The following is a 22,877-nucleotide window of genomic DNA, read 5'->3' on the forward strand; positions in this document are numbered from 1 at the left end:
CAGAAACCTTCATTCATCATGACTATGTTCCAGTATTACAAACGATCACGGCATTTTGTTTTTTCAGCATTCATTGCTTTTGTTTTGGTCTTGTTATGCCAGAATGCGGCGTTTGCGCGGGCGCCATCGAATGGTGATCTGCCGACAAAAGCGGACCTGCAGGCACAACTTGACTCACTGAATAAACAAAAAGATCTTTCTGCTCAGGACAAACTGGTGCAGCAGGATCTGACAGATACATTAGCCACCCTCGATAAAATCGATCGCATAAAAGAAGAGACAGTTCAGCTACGGCAAAAAGTCGCTGAAGCGCCGGAAAAAATGCGTCAGGCGACCGCGGCGTTAACAGCACTTAGCGATGTCGATAACGACGAAGAAACGCGCAAAATTCTGAGCACGCTTTCGTTGCGCCAGCTGGAAACTCGCGTTGCCCAGGCGCTGGACGATTTGCAAAACGCACAAAACGATCTGGCGTCTTATAACAGCCAGCTGGTTTCGTTACAGACGCAGCCCGAACGCGTGCAAAATGCGATGTATAACGCTTCGCAGCAGCTGCAACAAATTCGCAGCCGCCTGGATGGCACTGATGTTGGCGATACTGCCTTACGTCCCAGCCAGAAAGTGTTGATGCAGGCCCAGCAGGTTTTGCTGAATGCTGAGATTGACCAGCAACGAAAAAGCCTGGAAGGGAACACCGTCTTACAGGATACCTTGCAAAAGCAGCGTGATTACGTGACGGCGAACAGTGCTCGTCTGGAACACCAGTTGCAACTGTTGCAAGAAGCGGTAAACAGTAAGCGCCTGACCTTAACCGAAAAAACGGCGCAGGAAGCCGTCTCTCCGGATGAAGCTGCACGTATTCAGGCTAATCCTCTGGTGAAACAGGAACTGGAAATTAACCAGCAGTTGAGTCAGCGTCTGATTACCGCGACTGAAAACGGTAATCAGCTAATGCAGCAAAACATTAAAGTCAAAAACTGGCTTGAGCGGGCGCTGCAATCGGAACGAAATATTAAAGAGCAGATTGCCGTCCTGAAGGGCAGCCTGCTGTTGTCTCGTATCCTTTACCAGCAACAACAAACGCTGCCCTCGGCGGATGAACTGGAAAACATGACCAACCGCATCGCGGATTTGCGTCTCGAACAGTTTGAAGTTAACCAGCAGCGTGATGCACTCTTCCAGAGCGATGCGTTCGTCAACAAACTGGAAGAAGGTCACACCAACGAAGTCAACAGCGAAGTTCACGATGCATTATTGCAAGTGGTTGATATGCGTCGCGAATTGCTGGATCAGCTTAACAAACAGTTGGGTAACCAATTGATGATGGCCATTAACCTGCAAATCAACCAGCAGCAGTTAATGAGTGTGTCGAAAAACCTGAAATCCATCCTGACTCAGCAAATCTTTTGGGTGAACAGTAACCGTCCAATGGACTGGGACTGGATCAAAGCGTTCCCACAAACGCTGAAAGATGAATTTAAGTCGATGAAGATCACGGTAAACTGGGAAAAAGCCTGGCCTGCCGTCTTTATCGCTTTCCTCGCTGGTTTACCACTGCTATTAATTGCCGGGCTGATCCACTGGCGTCTGGGATGGCTGAAAGCGTATCAACAAAAACTGGCTTCCGCTGTGGGTTCCCTGCGTAACGACAGCCAGCTCAACACACCAAAAGCGATCCTTATCGACCTGATTCGCGCACTGCCAGTATGTCTGATTATTCTTGCGGTTGGTCTGATTCTGTTGACCATGCAACTCAACATCAGCGAACTGCTGTGGTCGTTCTGTAAAAAACTGGCGATTTTCTGGCTGGTGTTTGGCCTGTGCTGGAAGGTACTGGAGAAAAACGGTGTTGCCGTGCGTCACTTCGGCATGCCGGAACAGCAGACCAGCCACTGGCGTCGGCAAATTGTCCGCATCAGTCTCGCGTTGCTGCCTATCCATTTCTGGTCTGTGGTGGCAGAACTTTCCCCGCTGCATCTGATGGATGATGTGCTGGGGCAGGCGATGATTTTCTTCAACCTGCTGCTGATTGCCTTCCTGGTATGGCCAATGTGCCGCGAAAGCTGGCGTGATAAAGAGTCGCACACCATGCGACTTGTCACCATTACCATACTGTCGATAATCCCGATTGCGTTGATGGTGCTGACCGCCACGGGTTATTTCTACACCACACTGCGCCTCTCCGGACGTTGGATTGAAACCGTGTATCTGGTGATTATCTGGAACCTGCTGTACCAGACGGTATTGCGCGGCTTAAGCGTAGCGGCGCGGCGTATCGCCTGGCGTCGTGCGCTGGCGCGTCGACAGAATCTGGTGAAAGAGGGCGCAGAAGGGGCCGAACCGCCGGAAGAACCTACCATTGCACTGGAGCAGGTTAACCAACAGACGCTGCGTATTACTATGTTGCTGATGTTTGCGCTGTTCGGTGTCATGTTCTGGGCAATTTGGTCAGATTTGATCACCGTTTTCAGCTATCTCGACAGCATCACGCTCTGGCATTACAACGGCACTGAAGCTGGCGCTGCGGTGGTGAAAAACGTCACCATGGGCAGTCTGTTGTTTGCGATTATCGCCTCAATGGTAGCCTGGGCGTTGATTCGCAACCTGCCTGGTTTGCTGGAAGTATTGGTGCTCTCGCGACTGAATATGCGCCAGGGCGCGTCGTATGCCATTACTACCATCCTTAACTACATCATTATTGCCGTTGGTGCGATGACGGTGTTCGGATCGCTGGGTGTCTCGTGGGATAAACTCCAGTGGCTGGCGGCGGCATTATCCGTAGGTCTTGGTTTTGGTTTACAAGAGATCTTCGGTAACTTCGTCTCCGGTTTGATTATCCTGTTCGAACGTCCGGTGCGCATTGGCGACACGGTAACCATTGGTACCTACTCTGGGACGGTCAGTAAGATCCGTATTCGTGCGACAACGATTACCGATTTCGATCGCAAAGAAGTGATCATCCCGAACAAAGCGTTTGTTACCGAGCGTCTGATCAACTGGTCGTTAACCGACACCACCACGCGTCTGGTGATCCGCCTGGGCGTGGCCTATGGCTCCGATCTGGAAAAAGTGCGTAAAGTGTTGCTGAAGGCGGCGACTGAGCACCCAAGGGTGATGCACGAACCCATGCCGGAAGTCTTCTTTACGGCGTTTGGTGCCAGCACGTTGGATCACGAGCTGCGCCTTTACGTGCGTGAACTGCGTGACCGCAGTCGTACTGTCGATGAGCTGAACCGTACTATTGATCAGCTGTGCCGTGAAAACGACATCAACATTGCCTTTAACCAGCTTGAAGTGCATCTGCACAACGAGAAGGGCGATGAAGTGACGGAAGTGAAACGCGACTACAAAGGCGACGATCCAACACCAGCGGTAGGGTAATAACCAAAGGGGGCGACATTTAGTTGCCCCGAGATTACTGACAAAGTGCGCGTTGTTCATGCCGGATGCGGCGTGACCGCCTTCTCCGGCCTACGAAACCGCAAGAATTCAATATATTGCAGGAGCGGTGTAGGCCTGATAAGCGTAGCGCATCAGGCAGTTTTGCGTTTGCCCGCAATCTTAGGGGACATTTAGCGGCCCCATTTATTTCTCACTTTTCCGCCTCATCATCGCGCGTTAATTTCTTTTCATAATCGCGTTTTACAATATCCAGCGCGCGCAGCACGGTGCGCGCTGGGATCTGATTTTCTTCCAGCAGCACAATCAAATCGACAGCCAGTTTGACATCGTCAGGGGCATTTTCCAGTGACATACTCTCTCCATTGCTAGCGGGTTAAACGCGCTAACCTGTTTTCGATTTTTTCCAGCGCATGGCGGCAGCGTGCCAGGCGCGCTTCATAGGCTTCCACTTCACGATGCAGCGTTTGCTGTTCCACGAGATCGGTCACCCGCGCCAGGCGGGCTCGACGTTCGGCTACCATCTCACGTAGCCGCCGCTCAAAATCCTGATGCTGAATACGTTTACGCTGCCAGCGGGCAATTTTCGGTGGCGCACTGTCCCACTCGCGCAATGACCAGGCGGAGGCTTCACGCGCGATGGCTTCCAGTTGTGCAGCCAGATGTTCCGCCAGCCAGGCCACTTGCGGCAGCTGTTGCTGCTCAACCGCATGACGAAGCGCAGCCAGATTATCGCCCGCCTCATCGAGACAAGCCTGTAGTGTTGTCGCACGGGTCTGAAAAAGGTGCCTGTCAAAACGGGCACTTAGCGTGGCAAATTGCGCTACCGGGGCACAACGCTGACGCAGCGTGGCGAGCTGTCCTTCCAGTTTTTCCAGCAGCAGGGCGGTTTTCACGATAAGACCTCAATGAAAATGATAATTGTTATGCTAAAGTAGCAACTCTGTAAGCTGACAACACTCAATATGCAACGAATCATTTTAATCATCATTGGCTGGCTGGCGGTAGTGCTGGGTACGCTGGGCGTGGTATTACCGGTATTACCGACGACGCCGTTTATCCTGCTGGCGGCCTGGTGCTTTGCCCGTTCTTCCCCGCGCTTTCACGCCTGGTTGCTGTACCGCTCATGGTTTGGTAGCTATCTACGTTTCTGGCAGAAACATCATGCGATGCCGCGCGGCGTCAAACCGCGGGCGATTTTGCTTATTTTGCTCACGTTTGCCATTTCTCTGTGGTTCGTCCAGATGCCATGGGTGCGCATCATGTTGCTGGTAATTCTCGCCTGTTTGCTTTTTTATATGTGGCGAATTCCGGTGATTGATGAAAAGCAAGAAAAGCACTGAAGCACAACAATCGCAGTTGCAATTATTGCGTACAGCCAGTACATTCTGGCGTTTTCGAGCACAGGCGCAGGCGGTCAAAGGTTAAACAACTGTTACTTTTGATACGTTTAAAACGCGCCGTGAGTACCACCGTAACAAGCAGGCATACACTTATGACCGCGACTGCACAGCAGCTTGAGTATCTCAAAAATAGCATCAAAAGCATTCAGGACTACCCAAAACCCGGCATTCTTTTCCGTGATGTCACCAGCTTACTGGAAGACCCGAAAGCTTACGCTCTCAGCATCGACTTGCTGGTTGAGCGTTACAAAAATGCGGGCATTACCAAAGTTGTCGGCACCGAAGCGCGTGGCTTCTTGTTTGGCGCTCCGGTAGCTCTGGGTCTGGGCGTTGGCTTTGTACCGGTCCGTAAACCGGGCAAACTGCCGCGTGAGACCATCAGTGAAACTTACGATCTGGAATACGGCACCGATCAGCTGGAAATCCACGTTGATGCCATCAAACCGGGCGACAAAGTTCTGGTGGTGGACGACCTGCTGGCAACCGGCGGCACTATCGAAGCGACCGTTAAACTGATCCGTCGTCTGGGTGGTGAAGTGGCTGATGCTGCGTTCATTATCAACCTGTTCGATCTCGGCGGCGAACAGCGTCTCGAAAAACAGGGCATTACCAGCTACAGCCTTGTTCCGTTCCCGGGCCATTAATTATCGTCAGTCTTGCGCTGCTCACGCTACGGGCAGCACAAGATGTGCATTCAGCCTCGCCGTTCTGACGGGGCTGTGTTAGCATTACCCCTTCGTGAATCCACCTTCCAGCGTTTCAGAGCCTGCCAATGAGTTATCAGGTCTTAGCCCGAAAATGGCGCCCACAAACCTTTGCTGACGTCGTCGGCCAGGAACATGTGCTGACCGCACTGGCGAACGGCTTGTCGTTAGGGCGTATTCATCATGCTTATCTTTTTTCCGGCACCCGTGGCGTCGGAAAAACCTCTATCGCCCGACTGCTGGCGAAGGGGCTAAACTGCGAAACCGGCATTACCGCGACGCCGTGCGGCGTGTGCGATAACTGTCGTGAAATTGAGCAGGGGCGCTTTGTCGATCTGATTGAAATCGACGCCGCCTCGCGCACCAAAGTCGAAGATACCCGCGACCTGCTGGATAACGTCCAGTACGCGCCAGCGCGTGGTCGTTTTAAAGTTTATCTGATCGACGAAGTGCATATGCTGTCGCGCCACAGCTTTAACGCACTGTTAAAAACCCTTGAAGAACCGCCGGAGCACGTCAAGTTTCTGCTGGCGACGACCGATCCGCAGAAATTGCCGGTGACGATTTTGTCACGCTGCCTGCAATTTCATCTCAAGGCGCTGGATGTCGAGCAAATTCGCCATCAGCTTGAGCACATCCTCAACGAAGAACATATCGCTCACGAGCCACGGGCGCTGCAACTGCTGGCGCGCGCCGCTGAAGGCAGCTTGCGAGATGCCCTAAGTTTAACCGACCAGGCAATTGCCAGCGGTGACGGCCAGGTTTCAACCCAGGCGGTCAGTGCGATGCTGGGTACGCTTGACGACGATCAGGCGCTGTCGCTGGTTGAAGCGATGGTTGAAGCCAACGGCGAGCGTGTAATGTCGCTGATTAATGAAGCCGCCGCTCGTGGTATTGAGTGGGAAGCGTTGCTGGTAGAAATGCTCGGCCTGTTGCACCGCATTGCAATGGTGCAACTTTCCCCTGCTGCGCTGGGCAACGACATGGCCGCCATCGAGCTGCGGATGCGTGAACTGGCGCGCACCATACCGCCGACGGATATTCAGCTTTACTATCAAACACTGTTGATTGGTCGCAAAGAATTACCGTATGCGCCGGACCGCCGCATGGGCGTTGAGATGACGCTGTTGCGCGCACTGGCGTTTCATCCGCGTATGCCGCTGCCTGAGCCAGAAGTGCCACGCCAGTCTTTTGCGCCCGTCGCGCCAACGGCAGTAATGACGCCAACCCAGGTGCCGCCGCAACCGCAATCAGCTCCGCAGCAGGCACCGACTGTACCGCTCTCAGAAACCACCAGCCAGGTGCTGGCGGCGCGCCAACAACTGCAGCGCGCACAGGGAGCAACCAAAGCAAAAAAGAGTGAACCGGCAGCCGCTACCCGCGCGCGGCCGGTGAATAACGCTGCGCTGGAAAGACTGGCTTCGGTCACCGATCGCGTTCAGGCGCGTCCGGTGCCATCGGCGCTGGAAAAAGCACCAGCCAAAAAAGAAGCGTATCGCTGGAAGGCTACCACTCCAGTGATGCAGCAAAAAGAAGTGGTCGCCACGCCGAAGGCGCTAAAAAAAGCGCTGGAACATGAAAAAACGCCGGAACTGGCGGCAAAGCTGGCGGCAGAAGCCATTGAGCGCGATCCTTGGGCGGCACAGGTGAGCCAACTTTCGCTACCAAAACTGGTTGAACAGGTGGCGTTAAATGCCTGGAAAGAGGAGAGCGACAACGCAGTATGTCTGCATTTGCGCTCCTCTCAGCGGCATTTAAACAACCGCGGTGCACAGCAAAAACTGGCTGAAGCGTTGAGCACGTTAAAAGGTTCAACGGTTGAACTGACTATCGTTGAAGATGATAATCCCGCGGTGCGCACGCCGCTGGAATGGCGTCAGGCGATATACGAAGAAAAACTTGCGCAGGCGCGCGAGTCCATTATTGCGGATAATAATATTCAGACCCTGCGTCGGTTCTTCGATGCGGAGCTGGATGAAGAAAGTATCCGCCCCATTTGATCGTAAGCACAGCTTACGTTCGTCATCCTTAACGTGATTGAGAGAGAAACCTATGTTTGGTAAAGGCGGTCTGGGTAACCTGATGAAGCAAGCCCAGCAGATGCAAGAAAAAATGCAGAAAATGCAGGAAGAGATCGCGCAGCTGGAAGTGACCGGCGAATCTGGCGCAGGTCTGGTAAAAGTGACCATCAACGGTGCACACAACTGCCGTCGCGTAGAGATCGACCCGAGCCTGCTGGAAGACGACAAAGAGATGCTGGAAGACCTGGTGGCTGCAGCATTCAACGACGCGGCACGTCGTATCGAAGAAACGCAGAAAGAAAAAATGGCCTCTGTATCCTCCGGAATGCAGCTGCCGCCTGGCTTTAAGATGCCGTTCTGATGCAAACCAGCCCGCTGTTAACACAGCTTATGGAAGCACTGCGCTGTCTGCCGGGCGTTGGCCCGAAGTCGGCGCAGCGTATGGCGTTCACGCTGCTTCAGCGCGATCGTAGCGGCGGGATGCGTCTGGCGCAGGCGCTCACCCGGGCGATGTCGGAAATCGGCCACTGCGCCGATTGCCGCACTTTCACCGAACAGGAAGTCTGTAACATCTGTTCGAATCCGCGTCGTCAGGAAAACGGTCAAATCTGCGTGGTGGAGAGTCCGGCGGACATTTACGCCATTGAGCAGACGGGGCAGTTTTCAGGTCGTTATTTTGTGTTGATGGGGCATCTGTCACCGCTGGACGGCATCGGTCCGGATGATATCGGCCTTGATCGTCTGGAACAGCGTCTGGCAGAGGAAAAAATCACTGAAGTGATCCTCGCCACCAACCCCACGGTTGAAGGTGAAGCTACCGCTAACTACATTGCCGAGCTTTGCGCGCAATATGACGTGGAAGCCAGCCGAATCGCTCATGGCGTACCGGTTGGCGGCGAGCTGGAAATGGTCGATGGCACCACGCTGTCACACTCCCTTGCCGGGCGTCATAAGATTCGTTTTTAAGCAAACGAGAGCAGGATCACCTGCTCTCGCTTGAAATTATTCTCCCTTGTCCCCATCTCTCCCTCATCCTGTTTTTAACCTTAAAATGGCATTATTGAGGTAGACCTACATGAAAGGACAAGAAACTCGTGGTTTTCAGTCAGAAGTGAAACAGCTTCTGCACCTGATGATCCATTCTCTCTATTCCAATAAAGAAATCTTCCTGCGTGAGCTTATCTCTAACGCCTCCGATGCGGCGGACAAGCTGCGTTTCCGCGCGCTCTCTAACCCGGACCTGTACGAAGGTGATGGCGAACTGCGCGTTCGTGTCTCTTTCGATAAAGACAAGCGTACGCTGACCATCTCCGATAACGGCGTGGGGATGACCCGCGACGAAGTGATTGACCATCTGGGGACTATCGCTAAATCCGGCACCAAATCATTCCTCGAATCCCTGGGTTCTGACCAGGCGAAAGACAGCCAACTGATCGGTCAGTTTGGTGTTGGTTTCTACTCTGCGTTTATCGTGGCCGACAAAGTGACCGTGCGTACTCGCGCGGCAGGCGAAAAACCAGAAAACGGCGTCTTCTGGGAATCGGCTGGCGAAGGTGAATATACCGTTGCCGACATCACCAAAGAAGATCGTGGTACTGAAATCACCCTGCATCTGCGTGAAGGCGAAGACGAGTTCCTCGATGACTGGCGTGTGCGTTCCATCATCAGCAAATACTCCGACCATATCGCGCTGCCGGTAGAGATCGAAAAACGCGAAGAGAAAGACGGCGAAACCGTTATCTCCTGGGAGAAAATCAACAAAGCGCAGGCGCTGTGGACCCGTAACAAGTCGGAAATTACCGATGAAGAGTACAAAGAGTTCTACAAACACATCGCTCACGACTTTAACGATCCGCTGACCTGGAGCCACAACCGTGTCGAAGGTAAGCAGGAGTACACCAGCCTGCTGTACATCCCGTCGCAGGCACCGTGGGATATGTGGAACCGCGATCATAAGCACGGCCTGAAACTGTACGTCCAGCGTGTGTTCATCATGGACGACGCAGAACAGTTCATGCCGAACTATCTGCGCTTCGTGCGTGGTCTGATTGACTCCAGCGATCTGCCGCTGAATGTTTCCCGTGAAATCCTCCAGGACAGCACAGTAACGCGCAACCTGCGCAATGCGCTGACTAAGCGTGTGCTGCAAATGCTGGAAAAACTGGCGAAAGACGACGCGGAAAAATATCAGACCTTCTGGCAACAGTTTGGCCTGGTGCTGAAAGAAGGTCCGGCGGAAGATTTCGCTAACCAGGAAGCGATCGCCAAACTGCTGCGGTTTGCTTCTACACATACCGACTCTTCTGCGCAGACCGTGTCTCTGGAAGACTACGTTTCCCGCATGAAAGAAGGGCAGGAGAAAATCTACTACATCACCGCAGACAGCTACGCGGCAGCGAAGAGCAGCCCGCACCTGGAGCTGCTGCGTAAGAAAGGCATCGAAGTTCTGCTGCTTTCCGACCGCATTGATGAGTGGATGATGAACTATCTGACTGAGTTCGACGGTAAACCGTTCCAGTCTGTGTCTAAAGTTGACGAGTCGCTGGAAAAACTGGCTGACGAAGTTGATGAGAGCGCGAAAGAAGCGGAGAAAGCACTGACTCCGTTCATCGACCGTGTGAAAGCCCTGCTCGGCGAGCGCGTGAAAGATGTCCGTCTGACTCACCGTCTGACCGATACGCCAGCGATCGTTTCGACCGACGCGGACGAAATGAGCACCCAGATGGCGAAACTGTTCGCTGCGGCGGGCCAGAAAGTACCAGAAGTGAAATACATCTTCGAACTGAACCCGGATCACGTACTGGTGAAACGTGCGGCAGATACTGAAGATGAAGCGAAGTTCAGCGAGTGGGTAGAACTGCTGCTGGATCAGGCGCTGCTGGCAGAGCGCGGTACGCTGGAAGATCCGAACCTGTTTATTCGTCGTATGAACCAGCTGCTGGTTTCCTGATGTAATGCCGGATGACCCTCGTGTCATCCGGCATTTTTCTTTTCATCATCTGTACTTTCCGCAAATTATCTCTCCATTAACCGTTTCAGCCTCAGGTACCTTTCTTGAGGCAATCGCCTGATGGTGGTATCGTTTATCGCTTTTTCAAAAAATTCGACACATTTTAAGGGGATTTTCGCAATGCGTATCATTCTGCTTGGCGCTCCGGGCGCGGGGAAAGGGACTCAGGCTCAGTTCATCATGGAGAAATATGGTATTCCGCAAATCTCCACTGGCGATATGCTGCGTGCTGCGGTCAAATCTGGCTCCGAGCTGGGTAAACAAGCAAAAGACATTATGGATGCTGGCAAATTGGTTACCGACGAGCTGGTGATCGCGCTGGTTAAAGAGCGTATTGCTCAGGAAGACTGCCGTAATGGTTTCCTGTTGGATGGCTTCCCGCGTACCATTCCGCAGGCAGACGCGATGAAAGAAGCGGGCATCAACGTTGATTACGTTCTGGAATTCGACGTACCGGACGAACTGATTGTTGACCGTATCGTAGGCCGCCGCGTTCACGCGCCGTCTGGTCGTGTATATCACGTTAAATTCAATCCGCCGAAAGTAGAAGGCAAAGACGACGTTACCGGTGAAGAACTGACTACCCGTAAAGACGATCAGGAAGAAACCGTGCGTAAACGTCTGGTTGAATACCATCAGATGACTGCGCCGCTGATCGGCTACTACTCCAAAGAAGCGGAAGCGGGTAACACCAAATACGCGAAAGTTGACGGCACCAAACCGGTTGCTGAAGTTCGCGCTGATCTGGAAAAAATCCTCGGCTAATCAAGCCGCAGCAGATCTGCTTTCGGGCAGGTCTGCTCATTCTCCTCAGGCGAAACCTCTCACAGCAATTAGTTCTTCTTCTTCACTTTTCCGCTACAATTATCAACAAGTTGAATCGATAAGAGGCGGTAATGCGTCAAACTAAAACCGGTATTCTGCTGGCAAACCTGGGTACACCCGATGCCCCCACTCCTGAAGCGGTAAAACGCTACCTGAAACAATTTTTAAGCGACAGACGCGTGGTTGATACCTCACGGCTGTTGTGGTGGCCGTTGCTGCGCGGCGTGATTTTGCCGCTGCGCTCGCCGCGTGTGGCGAAGTTGTATGCCTCTGTCTGGATGGAAGGTGGCTCGCCACTGATGGTTTACAGCCGCCAGCAACAGCAGGCGCTGGCACAACGTTTACCGGAGACGCCCGTAGTGCTGGGAATGAGCTACGGCTCGCCATCACTGGAAAGCGCCGTAGATGAACTCCTGGCAGAGCATGTAGATCATATTGTGGTGCTGCCGCTTTATCCGCAATACTCCTGTTCAACGGTCGGTGCGGTATGGGATGAACTGGCACGCATTCTGGCGCGCAAACGTAGCATTCCGGGGATATCGTTTATTCGTGATTACGCCGATAACCACGATTACATTAATGCACTGGCGAACAGCGTACGTGCTTCTTTTGCCAAACATGGCGAACCGGATCTACTGCTGCTCTCTTATCACGGTATTCCCCAGCGTTATGCCGATGAAGGCGATGATTACCCGCAACGTTGTCGCACAACGACTCGAGAACTGGCTTCCGTACTGGGGATGGCACCGGAAAAAGTGATGATGACCTTTCAGTCGCGCTTTGGGCGGGAACCCTGGCTGATGCCTTATACCGACGAAACGCTGAAAATGCTCGGAGAAAAAGGCGTAGGTCATATTCAGGTGATGTGCCCGGGCTTTGCTGCAGATTGTCTGGAGACGCTGGAAGAGATTGCCGAGCAAAACCGTGAGGTCTTCCTCGGTGCGGGCGGGAAAAAATACGAATATATTCCGGCGCTTAATGCCACACCGGAACATATCGAAATGATGGCTAATCTTGTTGCTGCGTATCGCTAAAGCTGAGCGGTAAAGAACTGAGCGCCGTCGCGAAGAGCATCATCGGCGGTTTTCATCATCCGTGAATAATGCAAAAAGGCGTGCAGCGTGCCTGGGTAGAGTTTGAACTCACAGGGCTGCTGATGCGCCGCTAACGTCTGGTAAAGCAGACGGCTGTCATCCAGCAGCGGATCGAACTCCGCCCCGGCAATAAAACAGGGCGGAACTTCGCGAGTGAGATCATTATTAAACAGGCAGTAATACGGCGACTCGCGGTCAGCGTCGTGGCTTAAATACGCCTCTTCATACATCTGTAAATCCTGTTGCGTTAAGCCATCCCAGACACCGCCCAACAGACGACGAGTCACGGAATCCCGTAATCCGTAAAGCCCATACCACAGCAAAACGCCCGCAACTTCACCGCAATCTATCTGTTTATCACGTAACCATAACGCACTGGCGAGCGCCAGCATGGCACCTGCGGAATCACCGGCAAAACCAATGCGGGACATAATGATTTGATAATCCTCTGCCTGCTGGTGGAAGTGGCAACAGGCAGCCACAATTTCCTCTATTGCCTGCGGAAAACGTGCTTCCGGCGAAAGAGTGTAAGCAATACCAACCACTGTACATTGGGTGTAATTTGCCAGCAGTCGCATAATCCGATCGTGGGTATCAAGATTGCCGAGAATAAAACCACCACCATGCAGATAAAATAGTGTCGCCGGGCTGTGACTTTTGGGTGAGTAGAGGCGAGTCTCGACCTGACCATAAGGTGTGGGAACCATGTAAGCGCTGGTTGCCATTTCTGGAGCGCCAGCATTCCAGAATCGGCGTTCAAGCGTGTAATACTGACGTTGCTCTGCAATCGTTCCCGTTGCGGGCCAGGGCGGTAAATCCGGCTGAAGAGTATTCACAACGGTCTTCATTTCAGCAGAAATAAGGTCCAGAACGGGTAATTTGTTTTCCGGCTTCATGCAAAAACTCCTTTCAAATTACGTCATTGTAAGGAACCACTGCCATGAAAATGCGATCCCGCCTGCTGATATTGAAACTGGCTGCGTCTCGCGCGCTCCCGTCAGATTGTGTTAACATTCGCCGCTCAGTTAACCACCCGTAAAAACAACCATGAAATTTCCCGGCAAACGTAAATCCAAACATTATTTTCCCGTAAACGCACGAGATCCGCTGCTTCAGCAATTCCAGCCAGAAAACGAAACCAGCGCTGCCTGGGTAGTGGGTATCGATCAAACGCTGGTCGATATTGAAGCGAAAGTGGATGATGAGTTCATTGAGCGTTATGGATTAAGCGCCGGGCATTCACTGGTGATTGAGGATGATGTTGCCGAAGCACTTTATCAGGAGCTGAAACAGAAAAACCTGATTACCCATCAATTTGCGGGTGGCACTATTGGTAACACCATGCACAACTACTCGGTGCTCGCGGACGACCGTTCGGTGCTGCTGGGCGTCATGTGCAGCAATATTGAAATTGGCAGCTATGCCTATCGTTACCTATGTAACACCTCCAGCCGTACCGATCTTAACTATCTACAAGGCGTGGATGGCCCGATTGGTCGTTGCTTTACGCTGATTGGCGAGTCCGGGGAACGTACCTTTGCTATCAGCCCTGGCCACATGAACCAGCTGCGGGCTGAAAGTATTCCGGAAGATGTGATTGCCGGAGCCTCGGCGCTGGTTCTCACTTCTTATCTGGTGCGTTGCAAGCCGGGTGAACCCATGCCGGAAGCAACCATGAAAGCCATTGAGTACGCGAAGAAATATAACGTACCGGTGGTGCTGACGCTGGGCACCAAGTTTGTCATTGCCGAGAATCCGCAGTGGTGGCAGCAATTCCTCAAAGATCACGTCTCTATCCTTGCGATGAACGAAGATGAGGCCGAAGCGTTGACCGGAGAAAGCGATCCGTTGTTGGCATCTGACAAGGCGCTGGACTGGGTTGATCTGGTGCTGTGTACCGCCGGACCAATCGGCTTGTATATGGCGGGCTTTACCGAAGACGAAGCGAAACGCAAAACCCAGCATCCGCTGCTGCCGGGCGCTATCGCGGAATTTAACCAGTATGAGTTTAGCCGCGCCATGCGCCACAAGGATTGTCAGAATCCGTTGCGTGTCTATTCGCACATTGCGCCGTACATGGGCGGGCCGGAAAAAATCATGAACACTAACGGAGCGGGGGATGGCGCACTGGCAGCATTGCTGCATGACATTACCGCCAACAGCTACCACCGTAGCAACGTACCAAACTCCAGCAAACATAAATTCACCTGGTTAACGTATTCGTCATTAGCGCAGGTGTGTAAATATGCTAACCGTGTGAGCTATCAGGTACTGAACCAGCATTCACCTCGTTTAACGCGCGGCTTACCGGAGCGTGAAGACAGTCTGGAAGAGTCTTACTGGGATCGTTAAGTTATCGGACTGATGACAGTCGGATGCGGCATAAACGCCTTATCCGACCTACGAAAGATGGCACCTGTAGGCTGGATAAGATGTGTCAACATCGCATCCGGCAATGACAGTCGGATGCGGCATAAACGCCTTATCCGACCTTCGGAAGGTGGCACCTGTAGGCCGGATAAGATGCGCCAGCATCGCATCCGGCAATGGAATCAATGTCTTACCCCGTCACCACTTCACCCGCCGGTGGCGTTTCCAGCAGTTCCAGCATAGTGCGGGCGATTTCACGCTCGCCCATTACCACCTGATTCGCCCCGCGCTCGGTAATATATGCTACCTCGTCGTCATAATGGGCGCGGGCGATAATCTCAATATCCGGGTTTTTCGCGCGAGCAGACGCCACAATCTCGCCTGCTTCGTAACCATTAGGAATCGTCAGGATCAGCCATTTTGCGCATTCCAGATGCGCTAGTTGCATAATTTCTTCATTCGCCGCGTTGCCCAATACCGCCCGGACCCCGCGCTCGCGCAGTTCATCGACGCGAGTACGTGACGTCTCAATCACCACTAAAGGAATATCAGACGCGAGCAATTTCTCCCCCAGCAGGCTACCCACACGACCATAACCTACCAGCAGCGCATGGTTGCAGATATCCACCGGAATCTGCTTCTCCTCTTCGATAGCTTCTTCCAGCGTCTGCTCTTCCAGCGTTTCGGTCTTCGCCAGATATTTCTCCAGCAGCGCGAACAGCACCGGGTTAAGCATAATCGACAGAATTGCCCCTGCCAGCACCAGGTTCTGCCCGGCCTGCGGCAGCAGATCCAGCGCCATCCCCAGCCCCGCCAGGATAAAAGCGAACTCACCAATTTGCGCCAGGCTGGCGGCGATAGTTAATGCCGTACGTTGAGAGTGACCAAACAGTCGCACCAGGAAAAACGCGGCTAATGACTTACCAAACAGAATAATCGCCAGCGTCGCTAGCACCGCCAGTGGTTGCTGAATCAGAATTAACGGATCAAACAGCATTCCGACGGAGACAAAAAACAGCACCGCAAACGCGTCGCGCAATGGCAGCGTATCGTGGGCAGCACGGTGACTCAGTTCAGACTCGTTCAGTACCATCCCGGCAAAGAACGCACCGAGTGCAAAGGAGACATCAAACAGCTCCACCGCACCAAAGGCAATCCCTAACGCCAGCGCCAGCACCGACAGGGTAAACAGCTCGCGGGAACCGGTTGCCGCGCTGCGTGCCATAATCCACGGCACCAGACGGCGACCTACCAGCATCATAATGGCGATAAATGCGATCACCTTGCCGATGGTGATCCCCATATCGACTGCAAGAGTGGCAAAGCCCACATCGCCCTGTTCCATCATTCCTGCCACTGCGGGCAGCAACACCAGCGTCAGAACCATGACCAGGTCTTCCACAATCAACCAACCGATGGCGATTTGCCCACGCTGGCTGTCTATTAATTGCCGTTCTTCAAGTGCGCGCAGTAACACCACGGTACTGGCGGTGGAAAGACATAAGCCGAACACGATACCAGTCATTAACGACCAGCCCAGCACGGCGGAGAGCGCCATACCCAGCAGCGTCGCCACGGCTATCTGGGCGATCGCGCCGGGAATGGCGATGGCCTTTACCGCCATCAAATCCTTCAGCGAAAAGTGCAAACCGACGCCGAACATCAGCAGAATAACGCCCAGCTCCGCCAGTTCCGGCGCGAGCTTGGTATCGGCAACAAAGCCAGGAGTGAATGGTCCCGCCAGCACACCCGCTAACAGATATCCCACCAGAGGAGAAATGCGTAGTTTATTGGCCAGCATGCCGAGGATAAAGGCGAGCACAAGGCCGCCAACAATGGTGGTGATAAGCGGGGTGGCGTGATGCATTCCGTCTCCTTTTCCTGGTGGTTATTGTCCATTTTTGGCCGGGAAAACCAAAATTACAGGTAATAGTTTATGACAATTTCATTGATGATGTTTATGAATAATTGTTGAATTTTGCAGAAAAATGGAATTAGCGGCAAAAAAAGCACGGATCGGAAAACAGAAGGCGGTTTAACAGAGGAAAGGCTTATGGCGACTGTAAAACGATGCAGCCAAAGTTTGCCTTTGGCTGCGATGAAATCAGTCTTTAGGCCGGTTATCAGGCAGGAATATGGTTAGCATCCCCAATAGTGGCAGGAAAGCACAGATTTTATAGACTAACTCAATGCTGGTGTGGTCGGCGATAAGCCCCAGAACTGCCGCTCCCAGACCTCCCATGCCGAAAGCAAAACCGAAAAAGAGTCCAGAAACCATACCGATACGTCCTGGAAGTAACTCCTGAGCGTAGACCAGAATGGCAGAGAACGCCGAAGCGAGGATAAATCCAATAATCACCGTCAAAACCCCCGTCCAGTGCAGGGTGGCGTAGGGTAAAATCAGCGTAAACGGCGCAACGCCGAGGATAGAGCCCCAAATCACATATTTCCGCCCAATTTTATCCCCCACAGGCCCGCCAATCACCGTACCTGCCGCAACGGCAAACAAGAAGGCAAACAGATGAAGTTGGGCATTCTGGATAGATAATCCGAATTTTTGCATCAGATAAAAGGTGTAATAGCTGCTGATGCTCGCCATATAGAAATATTTCGAGAAAATCAGGATTAACAGAATGCTGACCGCCAGTACCACTTTGTTGCGCGGCAGTGGATTGATAATCGTTGCTTTGGGTTTGCCCTTATTCATTCGGTGCTGTGCAGAGTACCAACGGCTGATTTGCGCCAACACCACGATTGCCAGCAGTGCTGCAAGTACAAACCACGCCACGTTACCTTTGCCATAAGGTGCGATAATTACCGCCGCCAGCAAGGGACCAAGTGAACTGCCAAAGTTTCCGCCGACCTGGAAGATAGATTGCGCCAGACCATGACGGCCACCAGACGCCATTCGGGCCACGCGTGAGGATTCCGGATGAAAGACCGACGAACCAGTGCCGACCAACGCCGCCGCCAGCAGAACTGCGCCAAAACTGCCCGCCAGCGCCAGCAGCACCAGACCGCTTAAGGTAAAGCACATGCCAATCGGCAACGACCACGGCATCGGATATTTATCCGTCCAGTAGCCGACCACCGGTTGCAATAGTGAAGAGGCGAGCTGGAAGGTGAGGGTTATCATGCCAATTTGCATAAATGTCAGAGAAAATTCTGACTGAAGCAGGGGATAAATCGCCAGAATCAGCGATTGGATCATGTCGTTCAGCAGATGTGAGAGGCTGATAGCACCTAAAATACCAAACGATGTTCGGGCCTTGGTCGTTGACGCAGCAGCGCCAGCCACTGGCTGGGTTTGTTCACTCATTGCCATAGGAAAGTCACTTTTTCAGGGTTGCGATGTAAAGAATGATCTTATTTGTGATTATTACCCGACTAACATACCTGTATGCGCCGCCTGAAGGAAGTCTCAACGCTGAATACAGAATTTCTAATCTGGATGCAGATTTATCTTCACCGGACGCAGACTTGTCTATGATGTCGCGTCATACTATTTTTCAACACGTTGAAATCTGATCAGGGAGAGAAGTATGAAATTATTGCAGCGGGGCGTGGCGTTAGCACTGTTAACCACATTTACACTGGCGAGTGAAACTGCTCTGGCGTATGAGCAGGATAAAACCTACAAAGTTACAGTTCTGCATACCAATGATCATCATGGGCATTTTTGGCGCAATGAATATGGCGAATATGGTCTGGCGGCGCAAAAAACGCTGGTGGATGGTATCCGCAAAGAGGTTGCGGCTGAAGGCGGTAGCGTGCTGCTACTTTCCGGTGGCGACATTAATACTGGCGTGCCCGAGTCCGACTTACAGGATGCCGAACCTGATTTTCGCGGTATGAATCTGGTGGGCTATGATGCGATGGCAATCGGTAATCATGAATTTGATAACCCGCTGACCGTATTACGCCAGCAGGAAAAGTGGGCTAAGTTCCCGTTGCTTTCCGCCAATATCTACCAAAAAAGCACTGGTGAGCGCCTGTTTAAACCATGGGCGCTGTTTAAGCGTCAGGATCTGAAAATTGCCGTTATTGGGCTGACAACCGATGACACAGCCAAAATTGGTAATCCGGAATATTTCACTGATATCGAATTTCGTAAGCCCGCTGATGAAGCGAAGCTGGTGATTCAGGAGCTGCAACAGACAGAAAAGCCAGACATTATTATCGCGGCGACCCATATGGGGCATTACGACAACGGTGAGCACGGCTCTAATGCACCGGGCGATGTGGAGATGGCACGCGCGCTGCCTGCCGGATCGCTGGCGATGATCGTCGGAGGTCACTCGCAAGATCCAGTCTGTATGGCGGCAGAAAATAAAAAACAGGTCGATTACGTTCCTGGTACGCCATGCAAACCGGATCAACAAAATGGCATCTGGATTGTACAGGCGCATGAGTGGGGCAAGTACGTTGGTCGGGCCGACTTTGAGTTTCGCAACGGCGAAATGAAAATGGTCAACTACCAGTTGATTCCGGTAAACCTGAAGAAGAAAGTGACCTGGGAAGACGGGAAAAGCGAGCGTGTGCTTTACACCCCTGAAATCGCCGAAAACCAGCAAATGATTTCGCTGTTATCACCGTTCCAGAACAAAGGCAAAGCGCAGCTGGAAGTGAAAATAGGCGAAACCAATGGTCGTCTGGAAGGCGACCGCAGCAAAGTGCGTTTTGTACAGACTAATATGGGGCGGTTGATTCTGGCAGCACAAATGGATCGCACTGGTGCCGACTTTGCGGTGATGAGCGGAGGCGGAATTCGTGATTCTATCGAAGCAGGTGATATCAGCTATAAAAATGTGCTGAAAGTGCAGCCGTTCGGCAATGTGGTGGTGTATGCCGACATGACCGGTAAAGAGGTGATTGATTACCTGACCGCCGTCGCACAAATGAAGCCTGATTCTGGTGCCTATCCGCAATTTGCCAACGTTAGCTTTGTGGCGAAAGACGGCAAACTGAACGACCTGAAAATCAAAGGCGAACCGGTCGATCCGGCGAAAACTTACCGTATGGCGACATTAAACTTCAATGCCACTGGCGGTGATGGCTATCCGCGTCTGGATAACAAACCGGGCTATGTGAATACCGGCTTTATTGATGCTGAAGTGCTGAAAGCGTATATCCAGAAAAACTCGCCGCTGGATGTGAGTGTCTATGAACCGAAAGGTGAGGTGAGCTGGCAGTAATGAACCCTGTCGCGGCGTCATGATATGACGCCGCCATTTATGAATATTGAAATCTTGCATCGTAATCGCGATGTGTCAAACCAAATGCCATCAGCATATAATTCTGCGGTTCACCAGACTGTTCTTCATCTGCTTCAAACCAAAGTGTCACGCCTGAGCGATTGACGTGGATTAATAGTGTATGGGGCGATTGACGGTGGATTTGCAGATCAGCGCCTTCGTTAACAAGCATGTTAAATACACGCGTAACGTTCAACTCAGCGACGTTATTCAATATTCCTTTATCAAATCGGATCGCTTTGCCCAAATGGATTTGGCTCAGATAATCGCACCAAATCATATATAGCTTGTTGTTTTCGAAATGAAACTCAACATTGCCAAATAGCCAGATATAAAAAACCATTTCCCATATCATTTTTAGAGTCCGGCTCAACAAAGTTTTGTTCCAGCCATGCCATTGTTTGCCCCGGTTCGACAAAATCGAATTTTCCGTTAAAGACAAAATTGTGGAAGCTAACATCAACAAGATGGTCAAATTTCATCTTTCGCTCCTTTGTGAATTTTTTACACGCTTCAAAAGCCAGCGTAATTTACATCGGTGCAGGCGACTCTCCAGTGTTGAGCGAAAATTTGCGATGTCGACATTGGACCGATCTACCGCAGCAACCCCCGTGTATTGTGGGATCGGTGAAGGGATTTTTTGTAACTTTCCCAGCGCCAGCAGTTGTTGAATGATCCTGCTACCGTCGTGGTAATCATCGTAAATAGCCACTGGCAGAGGCTGCCAGGCGGGGGTCGATTTGATAAATCCGGAAAAAAAATACGGGTCCAGATCGCCGAAATCAAAGCCGTAGGCGAGGGGAACTTCAATATTTTGCTCTGTTTTTTTATTCTCAAATGCACAATGAAAACCGTGAAAACAATACTGCCACTTTCCCATTTTGCCTTTTCGCTTACGGTTGCATTTGAAGGGGGCAAAGGTAACTAGCGGGTTATTTTCCGCCATCTCAACATTCAGTTGTTCAGCCAATGCAAATATAAGCTCTGTCGCCAGCTTACGATATTCTTTCGCGCAGTGTTCGAAAAAATCCTGATGGCGGTTAATCTCTTCAAGCGATATTAATCTGGCGATCCTGATAACCGGGTCGGCAGAATGCATGCCAACAACAAATTCATCGAGCTGTGCTTTCAGCACCAGCCCGAATTCCTCACGATACCTCTCTGCTTCGCTGGCAAAATGCAGATGTAATACCTTCTCTCTCGATGTTTGCCGAAGTAAGGCGATATCCGGTATCTCATCTGCACAAGCGATACTTAATGTCTCTGTAATCCTTTCCACATCTCATCTTCCGTGTGCATCACTTAATCGCGGCGGGCGATATCAGCAAATTTGGCATCGAGGATCTTCGCCAGGTCGCTTGCCGCCAGTTCGATGTCCAGCCCGCGCTTGCCGCCAGAAACAAAAATAGTGGCAAACTCTTGCGCGGGGGCGTCGATAATCGTCGGCAGGCGTTTTTTCTGCCCCAGTGGGCTAATCCCCCCAACCAGATACCCCGTCGAACGCTGCGCAACCATCGGATCGGCCATCTCAACTTTCTTGGCACCCAACGCCTTTGCTACTTTTTTAAGATCCAGTTGACCGGCGACCGGCGTAACGGCCACTGCCAGATGTTTCATATCACCGTTCACTGCGACCAGCAGCGTTTTGTAGACCTGATCCGGATTCAAACCTAATTTTTTGACGACTTCATCGCCAAAATTGGTTTCAGCCGGATCGTGCTCGTAGGTATGGATTTGAAACGAAATCTTGTTTTTTTCGAGTAATTTAACTGCGGGTGTCATGGTAATTTTCCTGCCTTAAACAAAAAAACGAAGCAAGCATACGCCTGATGGCGGTCCAAAAAAAAGAGTCATCTTGCCTAAGAGTATTGGCAGGATGGTGAGATTGAGCGACAATCGAGTTACACCGTCGCTTAAAGTGACGGCATAATAATAAAAAAATGAAATTCCTCTTTGACGGGCCAATAGCGATATTGGCCATTTTTTTAGCGCAACATTTGTGGCAAATTCCCTTCTCCATACAGGTGTAGTGCACCGACCGCGACCACATAGCGTCCCGGCGGCATAGCGCGTAATTTGTCCCGCCAGGCGAGATTTCGCTGATGCATCAACACATCGTACAGCGACTGACTGAACGTATTAGGCAGCGTTATTTCATTATTTTGCGGTGGTGCATTCAGCCACCAACTCATCATTTGTTGCAGCAAACGAGCGTTGGTGTGCCAGTGGGTCAGCGTATCGTCCAGCAGCGCCAGTCCTTTGTCAGGGAGCTGGAGCAACATGGCAATCTGGTTTTCTGCCCCTTCCAGTTCAATCACGGGTTTATGTTGTTGCTTCGCCACCTGCAATAGCTGGTAATCGATACCATATTCTGCCCGCAGCCCCAGTTTTTGCGCTTGCGTTGCCTGAAGAACCATCGCGATTTGCCATAGTGGTTGGGTAGAAAAGAGCGACGGAGAAATGCCCATCTCCTGGCTAATGTGCTGCAGGTTTTGGAGTTGCTCCTCGCTAATGCGCTCTTCCAGCGCCTCGCAGGCAGGCAAATTGGCAAAAGGCGTATCGCTGGTAGAAACATCCGCCTCGACGATCAGCGCATCGGCGTTTTTGAGCTTTTTGAGCAAACGGGTGGGCAGGGGAGCCATATCGTGGCTACCCATATGAATACTGCCGATCAGATGAAAATGGCGATGGTCGGGAAGAGAGATATCGATAGCAGGCCAGGTGTAATGATTGCCGCGCAGCGCGGCCCAAAGCGTTTTTACCCGGTACAACAGATCCATACGACCTCCCTTTGTG

The 22,877-nt window shown here is 52.0% G+C and carries 21 protein-coding genes and 1 other annotated feature; of the genes, 11 read left to right on the plus strand and 10 right to left on the minus strand.

The window, feature by feature from the left end; translation table 11 throughout:
* Positions 1-18 precede the first annotated feature (18 nt).
* Positions 19-3,381 carry a mechanosensitive channel MscK gene (mscK, locus tag QUF14_RS02665; RefSeq protein WP_000177765.1) on the plus strand — a complete coding sequence of 1,121 codons (3,363 nt, stop codon included), beginning with the start codon at positions 19-21 and terminating at the stop codon, positions 3,379-3,381.
* A gap of 211 nt (positions 3,382-3,592) precedes the next feature.
* Here mscK and rsmS read toward each other — a convergent pair whose 3' ends face one another.
* Positions 3,593-3,754, minus strand: coding sequence for a pleiotropic regulatory protein RsmS (gene rsmS, locus QUF14_RS02670; protein WP_000051146.1), 162 nt, complete (start codon positions 3,752-3,754; stop codon positions 3,593-3,595).
* Between the two features lie 13 nt (positions 3,755-3,767).
* Entirely contained in the window at positions 3,768-4,295 is a 528-nt protein-coding gene (gene priC / locus QUF14_RS02675; protein WP_000844848.1) for a primosomal replication protein N'', read from the minus strand.
* 69 nt (positions 4,296-4,364) lie between these two features.
* Between priC and QUF14_RS02680 the strand changes: the two genes are divergently transcribed.
* The 8 genes from QUF14_RS02680 to hemH all read left to right on the plus strand — a co-directional run bounded on the left by QUF14_RS02680 (position 4,365) and on the right by hemH (position 12,396).
* Positions 4,365-4,742: a DUF454 family protein gene (locus QUF14_RS02680; RefSeq protein ID WP_001188905.1), complete on the plus strand. Its 378-nt coding sequence runs from the start codon at positions 4,365-4,367 to the stop codon at positions 4,740-4,742.
* Positions 4,743-4,894: 152 nt separating this feature from the next.
* Positions 4,895-5,446, plus strand: a complete 552-nt coding sequence (apt, locus tag QUF14_RS02685) for an adenine phosphoribosyltransferase (protein ID WP_000127356.1) — start codon at positions 4,895-4,897, stop codon at positions 5,444-5,446.
* 128 nt (positions 5,447-5,574) lie between these two features.
* On the plus strand, positions 5,575-7,506 hold the full coding sequence (gene dnaX / locus QUF14_RS02690; RefSeq protein ID WP_000122037.1) for a DNA polymerase III subunit gamma/tau: 1,932 nt from the start codon (positions 5,575-5,577) through the stop codon (positions 7,504-7,506).
* Positions 6,839-6,903: a sequence feature (DnaX frameshifting element), on the plus strand. It overlaps the preceding gene by 65 nt.
* Before the next feature lie 52 nt (positions 7,507-7,558).
* Positions 7,559-7,888 (plus strand): YbaB/EbfC family nucleoid-associated protein, encoded by a 330-nt coding sequence (locus tag QUF14_RS02695; protein WP_000467098.1) that lies wholly within the window; start codon positions 7,559-7,561, stop codon positions 7,886-7,888.
* A complete protein-coding gene (gene recR, locus QUF14_RS02700) occupies positions 7,888-8,493 on the plus strand; it encodes a recombination mediator RecR (RefSeq protein WP_001195025.1) in 606 nt (201 codons plus the stop codon). Before QUF14_RS02695 ends, recR begins: the two co-directional genes overlap by 1 nt.
* Before the next feature lie 109 nt (positions 8,494-8,602).
* Entirely contained in the window at positions 8,603-10,477 is a 1,875-nt protein-coding gene (gene htpG, locus QUF14_RS02705; RefSeq protein WP_000678201.1) for a molecular chaperone HtpG, read from the plus strand.
* Positions 10,478-10,657: 180 nt separating this feature from the next.
* Positions 10,658-11,302 (plus strand): adenylate kinase, encoded by a 645-nt coding sequence (gene adk, locus QUF14_RS02710; protein WP_001220233.1) that lies wholly within the window; start codon positions 10,658-10,660, stop codon positions 11,300-11,302.
* Between the two features lie 131 nt (positions 11,303-11,433).
* Positions 11,434-12,396, plus strand: a complete 963-nt coding sequence (gene hemH, locus QUF14_RS02715) for a ferrochelatase (RefSeq protein ID WP_001250122.1) — start codon at positions 11,434-11,436, stop codon at positions 12,394-12,396.
* On the opposite strand, the gene aes is transcribed toward hemH, so the two are convergent.
* Positions 12,393-13,352: an acetyl esterase gene (gene aes / locus QUF14_RS02720; protein WP_000801818.1), complete on the minus strand. Its 960-nt coding sequence runs from the start codon at positions 13,350-13,352 to the stop codon at positions 12,393-12,395. The genes hemH and aes overlap by 4 nt on opposite strands.
* A 151-nt stretch (positions 13,353-13,503) precedes the next feature.
* Here aes and gsk point away from each other — a divergent pair, with 151 nt between their 5' ends.
* Complete coding sequence (gene gsk, locus QUF14_RS02725) at positions 13,504-14,808, plus strand: inosine/guanosine kinase (RefSeq protein WP_000671574.1); 1,305 nt, start codon at positions 13,504-13,506, stop codon at positions 14,806-14,808.
* A gap of 208 nt (positions 14,809-15,016) precedes the next feature.
* Here gsk and ybaL read toward each other — a convergent pair whose 3' ends face one another.
* Complete coding sequence (gene ybaL, locus QUF14_RS02730) at positions 15,017-16,693, minus strand: YbaL family putative K(+) efflux transporter (protein ID WP_000546224.1); 1,677 nt, start codon at positions 16,691-16,693, stop codon at positions 15,017-15,019.
* Between the two features lie 237 nt (positions 16,694-16,930).
* Entirely contained in the window at positions 16,931-18,151 is a 1,221-nt protein-coding gene (gene fsr / locus QUF14_RS02735) for a fosmidomycin MFS transporter (RefSeq protein ID WP_001251637.1), read from the minus strand.
* Positions 18,152-18,368: 217 nt separating this feature from the next.
* On the opposite strand from fsr, the gene ushA reads away from it, so the two are divergent.
* Positions 18,369-20,021, plus strand: a complete 1,653-nt coding sequence (ushA, locus tag QUF14_RS02740; RefSeq protein WP_000771785.1) for a bifunctional UDP-sugar hydrolase/5'-nucleotidase — start codon at positions 18,369-18,371, stop codon at positions 20,019-20,021.
* A gap of 37 nt (positions 20,022-20,058) precedes the next feature.
* Here ushA and QUF14_RS02745 read toward each other — a convergent pair whose 3' ends face one another.
* The 5 genes from QUF14_RS02745 to QUF14_RS02765 all read right to left on the minus strand — a co-directional run bounded on the left by QUF14_RS02745 (position 20,059) and on the right by QUF14_RS02765 (position 22,861).
* Positions 20,059-20,424, minus strand: a complete 366-nt coding sequence (locus QUF14_RS02745) for a hypothetical protein (protein ID WP_000232352.1) — start codon at positions 20,422-20,424, stop codon at positions 20,059-20,061.
* A complete protein-coding gene (locus QUF14_RS02750; protein ID WP_237710171.1) occupies positions 20,390-20,563 on the minus strand; it encodes a hypothetical protein in 174 nt (57 codons plus the stop codon). Before QUF14_RS02750 ends, QUF14_RS02745 begins: the two co-directional genes overlap by 35 nt.
* Positions 20,560-21,216, minus strand: coding sequence for a DUF6896 domain-containing protein (locus tag QUF14_RS02755; RefSeq protein ID WP_249822554.1), 657 nt, complete (start codon positions 21,214-21,216; stop codon positions 20,560-20,562). The genes QUF14_RS02750 and QUF14_RS02755 overlap by 4 nt, the downstream gene beginning before the upstream one ends.
* Positions 21,217-21,383: 167 nt before the next feature.
* Positions 21,384-21,863, minus strand: coding sequence for a Cys-tRNA(Pro)/Cys-tRNA(Cys) deacylase YbaK (gene ybaK / locus QUF14_RS02760; protein ID WP_000186628.1), 480 nt, complete (start codon positions 21,861-21,863; stop codon positions 21,384-21,386).
* A 203-nt stretch (positions 21,864-22,066) separates the two neighbouring features.
* Complete coding sequence (locus QUF14_RS02765) at positions 22,067-22,861, minus strand: TraB/GumN family protein (RefSeq protein WP_000365144.1); 795 nt, start codon at positions 22,859-22,861, stop codon at positions 22,067-22,069.
* Positions 22,862-22,877: the final 16 nt, after the last annotated feature.

The organism is Escherichia sp. HH091_1A (assembly GCF_030295175.1).
Classification (GTDB): Bacteria; Pseudomonadota; Gammaproteobacteria; order Enterobacterales; family Enterobacteriaceae; genus Escherichia; species Escherichia coli_F.